Genomic DNA, 12,518 nt, shown 5'->3' on the forward strand with positions numbered 1-12,518 from the left:
CGATCACACGCAAGGCTACGGCTACTCCCGATTTTGCGAACTTTACACGCGATGGGAAGGCAAGCTGTCGCCGGTGACCCGAACCACCTGCGCGTTGAAGACCCGGGCTGCATCGAGGGCAATGTTGTCTTCACCTACCTTGACGCTTTCGATCAGGACCAGGACGGGCTTGCCGAGCTCAAGGCGCAATATCAGCGCGGTGGGCTTGGCGATGGCAAGATCAAGGCGCGTCTGGAAGCGATCCTTCAAGAGCTCATAGGCCCAATTCGCCAGCGTAGGTCACAGCTCGCCGAGGACCGAGGCTACATTCTTGAAGTGATCAAAGAAGGCACGGCACGGGCGCGCGAGCGCACCGACGCGACAAAGCGGGATGTGGTGAGTGCTTTGGGCCTATTCGAGTTGTAGATGAGCAGGGGCGGGCGATCCGGATGAAGGTCCGGTTCGTCCCGCCCGGCCGACCTTCATCCTCCGAAAATGCTGCGCGATGGAAAATGGCCGGGTCTGGTGAAGCTGCACCGCGGCGATCGACCAGGGACTGAACGGCAGGTCTGGGTCGTTCACCTACTGCTTAAATGGGACGACGTTTGAACCACCTTTCGCGAAGGCGACTGGACCTTCACTGCGAATGGTGCTGACTGCCTCCTCGAATGCGGCTCGGTCGTCTTCAAAGAGATTGTCCCAGACAATGGATGTCCCGTCTTCGGTCACAACTTCCAGCGACCAACCGCCCCCGCCTTCGAGCTTGTAGATGTCCACCTTGAATGGCACTCCATCCTCGACGATGCGCTGCGAGGCGCCGGAAATGACAAGGTTGGGTTCGCGTTCCATCTGAATACCTCTTTGATCTGCGGTAGATGATATTAGCACTGATCACCGAAGCCAATGGCCGCAAAGGGGGATGCTGTCGCAGCATCTTGAGTAACCGACGAAAGGCCGCTCAGAGCCGCTCTGGGCCGTCCGTGAAGACGGCCCAAGTCTTCAGATTTCGATGGCCTCTGCAATCGCAAGCGCATCTTCCAACTCGACGCCCAGGTATCTGACGGTGCTATCCATCTTCGTGTGGCCCAACAGAAGCTGAATCGCGCGCAGATTGCCCGTCTTCTTGTAGATCTGCGTCACCTTCGTGCGCCGCATCGAGTGGGTGCCGTAGGCGCTGGCCTCCAAGCCGATGGATGTCACCCATTCAGGGACAATTCGTGCGTACTGTCGGGTGGATATGTGCAGCCGTTCATGGAACCGTCCGGGCCAAAGGTACTCCGATCCGATCATCAGGGGTTCCTTCATCCACCGCGCCAACGAAGCCCGCGTGCCTTCCGAAATTTCGAACCTGACAGGCTGCTGCGTCTTGCTTTGCAGAATGGACGCACGCTCCTTAATCTGGCCAGACACCATGACGTCAATCACTTTCATCCTGACCAGATCGCAGCCGCGCAGCTTGCTGTCGATGGCAAGGTTGAAGAGCGCCAGATCACGGTGATTCTCGGCGAGTTCGAGCCGAACCCGGATGGCCCAGACGTGCTTGGGCTTGAGCGGGCGCTTCTGACCAACGATCCGGCCCTTGTTCCAAGCGGGACGAAGCGCGCGGATGGCAGGTAAGTTTGGTGTTTGCATAACGGATCCTCCGGTCCGCCACGTCCGCCACAACGACAACCCGACGTTGACCAAGGCAATATACCACAGAATGCTGCGCCGCATCTGAGGCCTGTTTGGAGCCTTAAGCGACCGGCCATATTTGGTCGGCAACGGAGTTTACGCTGCAGTGCGGGATGAAACCACCGAGCGTCATCGGCGCCGGACCCGTCAGCGTAGGCCATCACCATCATGCGAACTATCAACCGCGCGAATGTAAGGTGCCAGCCGATCCATGGAGTACCAGCTTCGAAATCTCGAAATCTGACTTTGAAACGCACAAGTTCACCCTCAACGAGGGGGCCTTCTACGATGGTGCCCACAATAGGAGGACCACCAACGTAGACGTTGACCATCACGCGCCGGCCAACTTGAAGCTTGGACCGTCTCATGGCTCGGTTGCCTTCACCTATAGAGCAGAACGGGGATCTTCACTGACTGGATCATTGCTGTGGTTGTGGATCCAATGATGAGATGCCTGACGCGGCTGTGGCCATATGCCCCCATAACTAACAGATCAAAACCTTCCGCCGCCGCCAGTTCCTGCAGGACCTCTTCAGGCGCGCCGGATGCGGTACGCGCGGCAGCGTAGAGCTTTGACGAGCGAAGCTTGCTCGTTGCGGCGTCAGCGATCACCTGAGCGCGGGCCTGATCCCGACCAATGCAAAGAACGGTAATGTCGAGTCCGACGAAGACAGGGCTCGCCGCCATGCGATCAACGGCGACCTTCGCGCTCGCACTGCCGTCATACGCCAGCAGGACCTTGGAGATCGGGCGAAATTCTCGAGACGCGACGAACACCGGGACTTTCGAAGTCCGCACTATGCGCTCAAGGTTTGACCCGAGGTGGCCAGAGGCGAAAGCGGCACCCTCGCCACGCTTGCCAATGGTGATGGCGCGGATGTCGCCTTCGAGTTCGCATACCGCGTCCAGAAGGTCTCCCTTCCGGAGACGCAGGTTCACGACAGGAACGCCGTCCTTTTCAAGGATCTGTTTTGCATCCTCGAGCAGGGCGTGACCTTTGGCTTGGGCAACTTTCGCGCGCTGCGCATCGAACTCGGCGAGCTCTTTCAGAAGCTCGCTGCGCGCACCAAGCTTCAGCGCTCCGGAAAGATCGGTGGAAGCAGCTCCTTCGCGCCGTCCCAAGACGTGCATCGCTTCGACGCCTGCGCCGAGCTTTTGCGCGATCCATGCCGTATGATGACAGACACTCTCGGAGTAAGCCGAACCGTCGAGAAGAACGAGTATTTTGTCCATGGTATCCTCCCTCAATGCCCCATCAACTTTTCCATCGCCCCAGGCTTGTCGTGGATGGCCAGCTGGTCGATCAACGTCTCGGACGCGGCGTTCATGCCAATCACTTCGACGTCTGCGCCTTCACGGCGAAACTTGAGAATGGCCATGTCGAGGGCCTGAACCGAACTGATGTCCCAGATATGAGCGCGACTGACGTCAATCACCACGCGCTCTGGCGCTTCGCCGAAGTCGAATGCGTTGGCGAAATCTTCGGTCGAGCCGTAGAAAAGCTGTCCTTCCAGAACATAGGTCCGGACTCGGCCGTCCTCCGAAAGGGTCGACGAGATACGGAAAAGTTGTGCGATCTTGCCCGCAAAGAAGATTCCCGACAGTAGCACGCCAACCAAAACACCGATCGCCAGATTGTGCGTGTAAACCACGGTTGCCACAGTCGCGAGCATGACGATCGAAGAGGAGCGCGGATGCACCGTCAACGCTTTGATCGAAGACCATGAGAAGGTTCCGATCGAGACCATAATCATGATGGCGACCAGCGCGGGCATCGGGATGCGGGCTACGAGGTCTCCAAGCCCCACCACAAGGATCAACAGCACGACCCCAGCAGTGAAAGCCGAGAGACGTCCACGGCCTCCGGACTTCACGTTGATGATCGATTGGCCGATCATCGCACATCCAGCCATCCCGCCAATGAAGCCGTTGCAGGTGTTCGCGATACCCTGACCGATACACTCTTGGTTCCGGTCCGATTTGGTGTCCGTCAGGTCATCGACGATGTTCTGGGTCATCAGACTTTCCAACAACCCCACAATCGCGACCGCTGCGGAATAGGGGAAAACGACCAGAAGCGTTTCAAAGGTCAGAGGGATGTTCGGAATCAGAAACACTGGAAGCGTGTCTGGCAGCGCACCCATATCGCCCACGGTTCGCACGTCCCAGCCCATGGCAATCACCAAGGCTGTCAGAACGACGATGGTGACCAGCGGAGAGGGCACCGCTTTGGTCAGGCGCGGGAAAAGGTAGATGATCGCCAGCCCTGCGGCCACCAGCGCGTAGGTCAACCAAGTGACCCCCTCGTTGGCGGGGTTCAGTTCCGGGAGCTGGGCCATGAAGATCAAGATTGCCAGAGCATTCACGAATCCGGTCATGACGGATTTGGATACGTAGCGCATGAAGCGCCCCAGCTTCAGGAGCCCGGCCCCGATTTGCAGCAGTCCGGCAAGCACCGTCGCGGCCAACAGATATTCCAGTCCGTGGTCACGGACCAACGTTACCATCAGCACCGCCGTCGCGGCTGTTGCCGCAGAAATCATGCCGGGCCGACCACCAGTGAAGGCGATGAGGACTGCGATGGAGAAGGAAGCGTAGAGACCGACTTTGGGATCCACACCTGCAATGATAGAGAATGCGATCGCCTCGGGGATCAGCGCCAGCGCGACGACAATGCCTGCGAGCACGTCGCCGCGGATGTTACCGAACCATTGCTGTCGGTAGTCAGAAATTGAGATCATAAATTAGTCCAAGACCCTGGGTCGGGGCGTCCTCCGAAAGAAGGTCCGACAGTGCAGTTTGGGCTTATCTAAGGGGTTATCCGGCGGATCAGCGGCCGGAAGAGCCACCCGGGCTTTCACCGGGTCCTTACGCTATTACGGGTCTTAGAAACGGTTTTTAGGAGGAACTCAAGAGCCAAGGTTTTCCTGCACCGCGATCCGGCAGGATCGTGGCGAGCATGATGGTTAAATTGGCACCCCGGACATTGGGCTCACTACGGGAGTTCTGCGCAGCGCCTCTCCCCCATCAAGTCCACATGGATCAACAATGCTATCGAGAACGGGAGGATGGATTAGGCCCGGGTTCACCGCTGCCTCTTTCCAGGCATTCACAGGTGGTTTCTGGCCGCAACATCTCTCGTGGACGAGAACACCGAGCATCGAGAAAGACCGCCTGCATCCCGGTAAACGCCATCGACCGCTGGCCTCCGGCGCGGTTAGCCCGCGTGGAGCGCTCCGCCTTCTGGGAATATTGGCGGTGCTTATGGCGGGTCTTGCGATGCTGCTGCCACCGATGATCTCGATCATCGTCGGTCTCTATATCGCCTGCAACCTGACCTACAGTCTGCGCCTGAAGAGCGTTCCCATCATTGAGATTCTTCTGGTCGCGGCTGGCTTTGCCCTTCGTGCCAGCGCGGGCTACGCGGCCTTCCGCACAGTGCCCGACCCATGGGTCATCGCCACGGTATTTTCCGGCAGCCTACTGCTTACCGTGGGCAAACGCCGCGAAGAGATGCGACGCGTGAGCCGCTGCACCGAACATCGCCCGGTCCTGGCGCATTACTCCCCCTCGTTGCTGGACGCCTACATGCAGATCGCGGCGGTGGCGACGTTGGGAAGCAGTCTTGTGGTGCTGATGCAGGTCGTCGATGCCGCCGATCTCAGGATCCTGTTCTTCGTCAGCTTGCCCTTCATCTTGAATATTTTCTTGCGCTACCTGCTGGTGGTCTTCGCCGGGAGCGGGGCGGGGAACCCGACGCGGCTGCTGTTGTCGGACCGCACGCTGCAGGGCACGCTGATCGCATGGGCGGCGCTGACCGAGCTGGCCGCGATCCTCGCGCAAGCCGAAGTATGGGACGTCATGGCGACCTTCGCGCCCCGGGTGCCTTTGTCGTGAGCGCCCTGTCCCGCCACGCGCCACGCCTGCTGGGGCTGGCCCGCGCCGGTCTGACGCTGCTGGCCCTGCTCTGGCTGGTGCGCTTCGTGGCCGAGAACGCCCTCGACCTCCGGACCGCGCTGATCCGGATCGAGCCCCTGGCAGTGGGGCTGGCCGTGGCGGCCGTGCTGATCGGGCTGCTGCCGGGGGCTTGGGCGTGGCAGCGTCTCATGGCGCGGGCACTTCCGACGCTGACCCCCACTCGCGGCATCCTCGTCTACCTGCGCTCGGGGGTCGGAAAATACACGCCCGGGGGTGTATTGGCCTTCGCCATCCAGCACCGGGCGCTGAACGATCAGAAGGCCAGCCCGCTGTGTCTGGTCAAGGTCTTCGCGGGCACCGCCCTCGCCGCCTGTTTCGCGGCTGCCGCCTTGAGCCTGCCCGCGATGACAGCGGTGCTGGACTTGCCGCGTCTCCCTGCTGTCGCGGGCGTTGCACTGCCGGTCCTGCTGGTCCTGGGGCTGCTGCTTTGGGCCGCGCGTCATCCGGCATGGCCGCTGTGTCCCGACAGGCTCGACCAACTGGGCATTCCGCAGCCCCCCGCCTTTGCCACGTCGGTCGCCCTCATGACGCTCGCCTGGACCGCGACCGGCCTGCACCTCGTGGCGCTTGGCGTGCCGCTCGGGGCCGACCCGTTGCTTCTGCTGTCGGCCTTTGCACTGTCGGCCATTGTCGGGATCGTGTTTGCCGTGCTCCCCGGCGCGCTCGGGGTTCGCGATGGAGCCCTTTCTTTGCTTCTAGCCAGCCAGCTTTCCCCGGTCGATGCCATGGCTCTGGCGCTGGTCAGCCGTGCGCTGATCGTTGCGGCGGATGTGCTCGGCAGTGCCACCGCCACTTTTGTCGCTTGGGCGCTGACGCGCCGCGCTGCCACCCCACAGCCCAACCCGGAGGTCACCGCATCATGAGACCCGAAACTTTCGATATTTGTGTCGTGCTGAACTATTACACCCCGTACATGTCCGGCCTCACGGAAACCGCGCGCGTGGTCGCCGAGGGTCTGGCAGCGCAGGGCTGGCGCGTCGCAGTGGTCTGCACGGACCATGAAGCAGGCCCAAGCCCCGCCCCCCGAAGAAACAATTCAGGGCGTGCAGGTCTTTCGCGCCCCCGTCTGGTTCAAGATCGGCCGCGGCCCGGTCAGCCCCGGGTTTATCCCCCTCGTGCAGCGCATCGCCCGGCGCTCGAAGGCGCTGCATCTGCACCTGCCAATGCTGGAGGCCGGGGTCATTGCCGCCCTCGCGGCGCGCATTGCGCCAGAGCTCCCCATCGTCTCGACCTACCACATCGACCTGTGGTTGGCCCCGAGCCTGACCAGCAGCCTGCAAATCGCTGCCGTCAACCGTGCCGCCCGAAGCGCAATCCGCCGGGGCGATCACGTGGTGGTCAACTCGGACGACCAAGCCCGGCACTCCCTACTGTGGGACGAAATTTCCCGCAGTACCTGGTCGGCGATACCCGCACCCTGCCTAGATCCGCGCGGCGGGCAGCCGACGATGCGGGACGGGCCGGGTCACCACGTGGGGTTTCTCGGGCGGATTGTGCCAGACAAGGGGATCGAGTACCTGATCCGGGCATTTCTGCGCAGCGCGGCCCCCGAAGACCGGCTGCTGCTCGGGGGCGAATATGACACCGTCGCGGGCGGATCGAACATCGCCGCCCTGCGCGGCATCGCGGCGGGGGATCCGCGTGTGCGCTTCCTGGGCGCGTTGGAACGCGATCAGACCCGCGATTTCTACGCCTCGATCGACACCTGTGCCCTGACTTCGGTCGCGGAATCCTTCGGTATCGTTCAGGCGGAGGCAATGATGTGCGGCCTGCCCGTGGTGGGTTCCGACCTGCCCGGCGGCCGCGTGCCACTGGTGGACACGGGCTTCGGCATCCTGACGCAACCGCGCGACGTCGATGCTATCGCCGCAGCGCTGACCCGTCTCAAGGACTTCCCCGAGCCGGAAAAGCGACGCCTCTCGACACTGGCCCAAGGCCTTTACGGCGCGGATAGCTGCGTCAACCGCTACGCCACCTTGTTCAGCGGCCTGATCGAGACCCGCAGCAGCCGCGCCCCCTGCAGCCTGCCGCAGTCCGCACCCACCGTGCACTGACCCGTCCCCGACACGCAACCGACCAGCAACCGATCAACAGGAAAGACCACAGCCATGAAAATCACGCTTACAGGCGGCGCCGGAGTCCTTGGACGCAACCTTGTCTCCCATCTTATGGCGGCCCGGCACGAGGTTACCAGCCTCGACCTTTCGCCCATGCCGGAGACGCCTGGATGCACCCAGATCATCGGCGACATCCGCGACCCGGCCACCGTGGCGCGCGCCGTGGCCGGAGCAGACATAGTCATTCATGCCGCTGCCGCTCTCCCCAGCTACAGGCCCGCCGACATCCGCTCCATCTCCGTTGGCGGCACAGAGGTCGTCATGGCGGCCTGCCACCGGGAAGGGATCGGGCGAGTGATCCATGTGTCGTCCTCCGCAGTCTATGGCCTGCCCGACATCGTCCCCACCCCCGAGGATCACCCGCGCCAGCGCGTCGATCCCTACAACTGCGCCAAGATCGATGCCGAAAAGGTGTGCGAGCAGTACCGCGCCGAGGGCATGGTAGTGCCGATTCTGCGGCCCAAGACTTTCCTCGGGCCACATCGGCTGGGCATCTTTGCAATGCTGTTCGAATGGGCCGAAGAGGGGCGTCATTTTCCGCTGATCGGCGGCGGGCAGTATCGCAGCCAGTTGCTGGACGTGGACGACCTGGTGACGGCGGTGGACGCCGTGATGTCCCTGCCCGATGCGACGGTCAACGATGCCTTCAACATTGCCGCCGCCGAGTTTACCACCCTGCACGACGACTTCCAGGCGGTGCTGGATGCGGCGGGCCATGGCAAACGCGTCATCGCCCTGCCCGCGGCGCCCGCGATCGCCATTTTGCGCGCGCTGGAACTGAGCGGCGTCTCTCCGGTCTACAAACGCCTGATTTACAAGCTGAGCCGCGATGCCTACGCCGCCACCACGAAGGCCGAGACCGTGCTGGGGGTCCGCCCCCGCGTGTCCAGCCGCGACGCCATCGTGCAGAGCTTTCGCTGGTGGCAGGCGCAAAACCGGTCGCGCAGTTCCGATGGCCGGGCGGCACCGAACGGTCAAACCGGGCGCACCAGCCGCGAGCCCTGGAAACAGGGCGCGCTGGGTCTTGCAAAGGCCCTGTTCTGACACTCCAAGCCCAAGCCGCCGGAGGCTCTGCCATGTCCCGTTTCATCCTGTTTCTCGCCGGTCTCTGGCTGGTGCTCGCCACGCTGCACGAGATCTTTACCGGGCGCGCCTGGATCTGGGTAATCCCCGGCGTCTCGCCGCCGGCGGTGTTCGCGGCCCTGCCGTTGCTGTTCTTGCTGGCGTCGGCCGTTCTGAAGCGTCACCGCGCCGCAGTCGCCGGCCTGGCCCTCGCGGCTTTTGCAGTCTCGTTGCCGTCGACCGGGTTCAACTTTGCGGCCCTCTGGCGGGCGCCGGTCCCCGCTTCCGAAGGGGTGCCGATCCGGATCGTGCAGCTCAACACCGATTACTGGGGGCAGATGCGCGACGGCACGCTGACCGATCCGCGTGACAAGGACGCCATGCTTGCCTACCTCAAGGCGCTCGATGCGGATGTCTACCTGCTTCAGGAACACATGACCCGCGTCGGAGACACCGCGCCGCCGGTCACCGATCTGTCCGATGTCGAGGCGGTCTTTCCGGGCTACGAGGCGCGCACGGCAGGCACTCTGCTGACGCTCAGCCGCCTGCCGATCCGGGCGCATGAGGTGGTCACCTCTGACGCGCCGCGCATCCTGCAACTGCCGCCCCCGCCCTATGCCCTGCGCGTCGATGTGGACCTGGGGGATCAGGTGGTCTCCACCTACAACGTGCACATGCCGATCCAGATCATTATCGAACAGGACTGATTCTCGGCGGAATTCTACAACGAGATCAAGCGCAGACATGGCATTCGGCAGCAGGAGTTCGCTGCCCTCTCCGCCGATGCCGAGGCAAACCCGAACCCGCTGGTGATCGCCGGGGACTTCAACACGTCGCCCGCGATGGGCGACAACCGCAAGTTGCTGGGCGTAACCCTTGACGCGATCAGCTACACCTCCATCGTCTATCCTGCGACCTGGCGCGTGGGCGGGCAACTGCCGAAGCTGTGGCGCACTGACTGGTTCCTGCTGCGCAACGACGTCCAGGTGGCAGAGTTCCGGCAACTGGACCCGGAGGGCAATTCCGACCACCTCGCGCAGCTGGCGGAGCTGAGGGTGACGGCGCAGCAACAAGAGCAGCTCTCCGCCCTCGAGGCCGCCAAATGACCTGCGGTTCAGTCCACGCCTCCGCCCGCGTCCCGGCCCAGCCCCTCCAAGACACGGCACATACGGTCGATGCTGCGGCGCACCTCGGGCAGATGGCGGTCGGCCTCATGCGCCACGAGCCACTGGTCGTGGGTCAGCTCGGGCACCACCGGGCCCACGCGCTCCAGCCCGGGTTCCGCATCGCCGATAAATGTCGGCAACAGCGCCCGCCCATGCCCGGCGAGGGCCAGGTCCAGCGCATTGCGGGGGCTGCTGACCTCGCAGACGGCATTCCCCGCAGCCGTCTGGGCCACCCAACGCGCCGAGGGCGTATCCGCAAGCACGCGGATCCAGCGGTGAACCCCCTTGGTGTCGGCAGACTCGCCAGCCCTACCCGCTGCGGCGTAGGACGCGAAAGTGACCGCCGACAACATGCGGCCTGCGAGACCCTCTTGAGTCGGTGGGCGATTGCGAAAGCCGATCGTCACCTCGCGGTGCGCGATATCCATCACCCGCTCGGCCGAGACAAAGCGCAGCCGCACATCCGCCGGCGACCCGGTCAGCGCATCGAAGGCGCGCAGCAGCGCCAAGGTCGTCCAGGTGCCCGCCGAAACCTTGACCAGTGGCAGGCCATCTGTGCCCGGCGGCTGCACCAACCGCGCGATCCGCGCCTCGACTTGCGACAGCTCGGCCATGAGGGCCTGGCCTTCGCCGGTCATCCGGTAGCCCCGGTCGTGCCGGACGAACAACTCGCGGCCAAGCCTGCGCTCCAGCTCGTGCATCCGGCGGCCCAGCGTCGCCGCACTGCGCCCCGTGCTGCGCGCCGCCGCACTCAACCCGCCGTCCCGCGCCACCGCGAGGAACAGGTTCAGATCGCCCCAGTCGAGACCGTCCGGAATCCGGTTCGAATCCTGGCCCGTGGCGTCTCCCGCTTCCATGGACTTCTTTTCACTCATGCAAAGATATCCTCAAAGCGTTTCGTTTTATGAGCCTCAGCAAGCCGCTATCCTGCCATCAGGTCAAGTCGTCCCTTCACCAATTCCACAGGTCAGACCGGAAGGATTCCATGCCTCAGTCGCTTAGAACATCGACCTCGTTCCCGTCCCGTCGTCCCTCGCGCGCGCAGCAGGAACAAGATGCCTTCCTGGAACTGCACGGCGGTCCCGGCCCCCGCGCCCTCTTTGCCTGCATCGAGGCCATCGCCGCAGGCAGCGGCGCGCTGGGAGGGTTTCTGATCCGCTGTCCTGGTCAGGCGATAGCAGTTTTCACACAGGTCCGGCGGTTCGGACACGATGCGCGCGCCCATCGCCGGAGGTCCACATGACAACCCTGCTCGGCGATCTCGGCACGCGCCGCCTGGGCAGGACCGGTCCGGAGGTCTCGCGTTTCGGCCTCGGCACCATGACGTTTGGCGTCGAGACCTCGGAGCCCGAGGCCCATCGCCAGCTGGATCATTTCGCGGAGGTCGGCGGCACGCTGATCGACACGGCGGATGTCTACGGAGGCGGTGCCTCGGAAAGCATCATCGGCTCCTGGGCGGCGCAGCGCACACAGGGGTACACCGACATGATCCTTGCCACCAAGGCGCGCTTTGCCCCACGTCCGAATTCTGCGGGGGCGTCGCGCCGCAGCCTCCGCGCCGCGCTCGAAGGCAGCCTCAAACGGCTGAGGGCCGAGGCGGTGGACATATATTTCATCCACGGCTGGGACCGTGACACCGATATCGACGAAACGCTCTCGACGCTTGGCGACTTCGTCCGTGAAGGCAAAATCCACGCCATCGCCTGGTCGAATTTGTTGGGCTGGCAGCTGCAGAAGGTCATCTCCCATGCCCGCGCGCACCGTCTGCCGGTGCCCGTGGCCGTTCAACCGCTGTACAACCTGCTCGATCGGCACATCGAGCTCGAACTCCTGCCCTGTTGCGCCGAGGAAGGTCTGGGCCTGACGCCATGGTCGCCGCTGGGCGGTGGCTGGCTGACCGGGAAATACACCGCCTCGGCCCGGCCCGAAGGCGCGACCCGGCTGGGCGAAGACCCCGGGCGCGGGGTCGAGGCCTATGATTTACGCAATACTAACCGCACCTGGCAAATCCTCTCGGTGCTGGAGCAGACGGCGCAGGAACTGGATTGCCCCCCGGCCCATGTGGCGCTTGCCTGGCTTGCGGAACGCCCCGGTGTCAGCGCCCCTCTGCTGGGGGCGCGCACCACCGAACAATTGGCCGACAATCTTGCGGCGGCCGCGCTGCAACTGTCTAAGGAACAGGAACAGCGTCTGACGCAGGTTTCTGCCACGGGCCTGCCCACCTATCCCTATCGTTTCCTCGAAGACTGGTCCGGGCTGGACTGTTGGCAAAGGCTGGGCACCTCGGGCGCTCAGTGAGGATTACGCTGCCTGTTCAACGCCGGAGGCCGACCGGCAAAGCCCTTTCGAAAGAAATGTCCCGAGTGCTGCCTCGCACCTGCGTCGCACCCGAACGGCGGTCCGAGAGCTTCAAAGGCGCTCGTTGGGGACATTGTTACAAAAAGACGGCTTGAGGCGTGACCTCTCCTCTTATCTTTCCCGGTAGGACGTCCCCGTTCGCGGAACGTCTCCCCGGAGCGCCTGCAATGTGGGATGTCTGGGT

12 protein-coding genes, 1 pseudogene and 1 other annotated feature are annotated in these 12,518 nt (G+C 63.4%); of the genes and pseudogenes, 8 read left to right on the top strand and 5 right to left on the bottom strand.

Translation table 11 applies throughout. The annotated features are described in order from the left end of the window. Positions 1-405 (top strand): annotated as a pseudogene (locus Q4543_RS22290) (hypothetical protein); the annotation flags it as partial. 156 nt (positions 406-561) lie between these two features. Here the strand turns inward: Q4543_RS22290 and Q4543_RS22295 are convergent. The 4 genes from Q4543_RS22295 to Q4543_RS22310 form a co-directional block, all read right to left on the bottom strand. Next, the gene (locus Q4543_RS22295) at positions 562-828 is read right to left on the bottom strand and encodes a hypothetical protein (RefSeq protein ID WP_216002382.1); all 267 of its coding nucleotides are present in this window, start codon (positions 826-828) and stop codon (positions 562-564) included. Between the two features lie 150 nt (positions 829-978). Continuing rightward, complete coding sequence (locus tag Q4543_RS22300; protein ID WP_303442005.1) at positions 979-1,611, bottom strand: tyrosine-type recombinase/integrase; 633 nt, start codon at positions 1,609-1,611, stop codon at positions 979-981. A gap of 423 nt (positions 1,612-2,034) precedes the next feature. Further along, positions 2,035-2,886 (bottom strand): universal stress protein, encoded by an 852-nt coding sequence (locus Q4543_RS22305; RefSeq protein ID WP_303442006.1) that lies wholly within the window; start codon positions 2,884-2,886, stop codon positions 2,035-2,037. An 11-nt stretch (positions 2,887-2,897) separates the two neighbouring features. Further along, entirely contained in the window at positions 2,898-4,394 is a 1,497-nt protein-coding gene (locus tag Q4543_RS22310; protein ID WP_303442007.1) for a SulP family inorganic anion transporter, read from the bottom strand. A gap of 74 nt (positions 4,395-4,468) precedes the next feature. Then, positions 4,469-4,524, bottom strand: a sequence feature (sul1 is cis-regulatory element that is thought to sense ions involved in sulfur or methionine metabolism; They are found in Alphaproteobacteria). A 177-nt stretch (positions 4,525-4,701) separates the two neighbouring features. Between Q4543_RS22310 and Q4543_RS22315 the strand changes: the two genes are divergently transcribed. The 6 genes from Q4543_RS22315 (at position 4,702) to Q4543_RS22340 (ending at position 9,916) form a co-directional block, all read left to right on the top strand. After that, the gene (locus Q4543_RS22315; RefSeq protein ID WP_303442009.1) at positions 4,702-5,550 is read left to right on the top strand and encodes a UbiA prenyltransferase family protein; all 849 of its coding nucleotides are present in this window, start codon (positions 4,702-4,704) and stop codon (positions 5,548-5,550) included. Beyond that, entirely contained in the window at positions 5,547-6,494 is a 948-nt protein-coding gene (locus Q4543_RS22320; RefSeq protein WP_303442011.1) for a lysylphosphatidylglycerol synthase domain-containing protein, read from the top strand. Before Q4543_RS22315 ends, Q4543_RS22320 begins: the two co-directional genes overlap by 4 nt. A gap of 135 nt (positions 6,495-6,629) precedes the next feature. After that, positions 6,630-7,685: a glycosyltransferase family 4 protein gene (locus Q4543_RS22325; RefSeq protein WP_303442013.1), complete on the top strand. Its 1,056-nt coding sequence runs from the start codon at positions 6,630-6,632 to the stop codon at positions 7,683-7,685. A 54-nt stretch (positions 7,686-7,739) separates the two neighbouring features. Beyond that, a complete protein-coding gene (locus tag Q4543_RS22330) occupies positions 7,740-8,792 on the top strand; it encodes an NAD(P)-dependent oxidoreductase (protein WP_303442015.1) in 1,053 nt (350 codons plus the stop codon). A 32-nt stretch (positions 8,793-8,824) separates the two neighbouring features. Continuing rightward, positions 8,825-9,517, top strand: a complete 693-nt coding sequence (locus tag Q4543_RS22335; RefSeq protein ID WP_303442016.1) for a hypothetical protein — start codon at positions 8,825-8,827, stop codon at positions 9,515-9,517. 42 nt (positions 9,518-9,559) lie between these two features. Continuing rightward, entirely contained in the window at positions 9,560-9,916 is a 357-nt protein-coding gene (locus Q4543_RS22340; protein WP_368502187.1) for an endonuclease/exonuclease/phosphatase family protein, read from the top strand. Between the two features lie 8 nt (positions 9,917-9,924). Here the strand turns inward: Q4543_RS22340 and Q4543_RS22345 are convergent, their stop codons facing one another. Beyond that, entirely contained in the window at positions 9,925-10,851 is a 927-nt protein-coding gene (locus tag Q4543_RS22345; protein ID WP_303442018.1) for a LysR family transcriptional regulator, read from the bottom strand. A gap of 364 nt (positions 10,852-11,215) precedes the next feature. On the opposite strand from Q4543_RS22345, the gene Q4543_RS22350 reads away from it, so the two are divergent. After that, the gene (locus Q4543_RS22350; RefSeq protein WP_303442020.1) at positions 11,216-12,274 is read left to right on the top strand and encodes an aldo/keto reductase; all 1,059 of its coding nucleotides are present in this window, start codon (positions 11,216-11,218) and stop codon (positions 12,272-12,274) included. Positions 12,275-12,518: the final 244 nt, after the last annotated feature.

The sequence above is a fragment of the Salipiger sp. 1_MG-2023 genome, from assembly GCF_030547555.1.
Taxonomy (GTDB): Bacteria; Pseudomonadota; Alphaproteobacteria; order Rhodobacterales; family Rhodobacteraceae; genus Salipiger.

Excerpts from the sequence above, each read along its gene's own strand:
- Q4543_RS22295 (WP_216002382.1), bottom strand. The coding sequence starts at position 828 with ATGGAACGCGAACCCAACCTTGTCATTTCCGGCGCCTCGCAGCGCATC.
- Q4543_RS22300 (WP_303442005.1), bottom strand. The coding sequence starts at position 1,611 with ATGCAAACACCAAACTTACCTGCCATCCGCGCGCTTCGTCCCGCTTGG.
- Q4543_RS22305 (WP_303442006.1), bottom strand. The coding sequence starts at position 2,886 with ATGGACAAAATACTCGTTCTTCTCGACGGTTCGGCTTACTCCGAGAGT.
- Q4543_RS22310 (WP_303442007.1), bottom strand. The coding sequence starts at position 4,394 with ATGATCTCAATTTCTGACTACCGACAGCAATGGTTCGGTAACATCCGC.
- Q4543_RS22315 (WP_303442009.1), top strand. The coding sequence starts at position 4,702 with ATGCTATCGAGAACGGGAGGATGGATTAGGCCCGGGTTCACCGCTGCC.
- Q4543_RS22325 (WP_303442013.1), top strand. The coding sequence starts at position 6,630 with ATGAAGCAGGCCCAAGCCCCGCCCCCCGAAGAAACAATTCAGGGCGTG.
- Q4543_RS22330 (WP_303442015.1), top strand. The coding sequence starts at position 7,740 with ATGAAAATCACGCTTACAGGCGGCGCCGGAGTCCTTGGACGCAACCTT.
- Q4543_RS22335 (WP_303442016.1), top strand. The coding sequence starts at position 8,825 with ATGTCCCGTTTCATCCTGTTTCTCGCCGGTCTCTGGCTGGTGCTCGCC.
- Q4543_RS22345 (WP_303442018.1), bottom strand. The coding sequence starts at position 10,851 with ATGAGTGAAAAGAAGTCCATGGAAGCGGGAGACGCCACGGGCCAGGAT.
- Q4543_RS22350 (WP_303442020.1), top strand. The coding sequence starts at position 11,216 with ATGACAACCCTGCTCGGCGATCTCGGCACGCGCCGCCTGGGCAGGACC.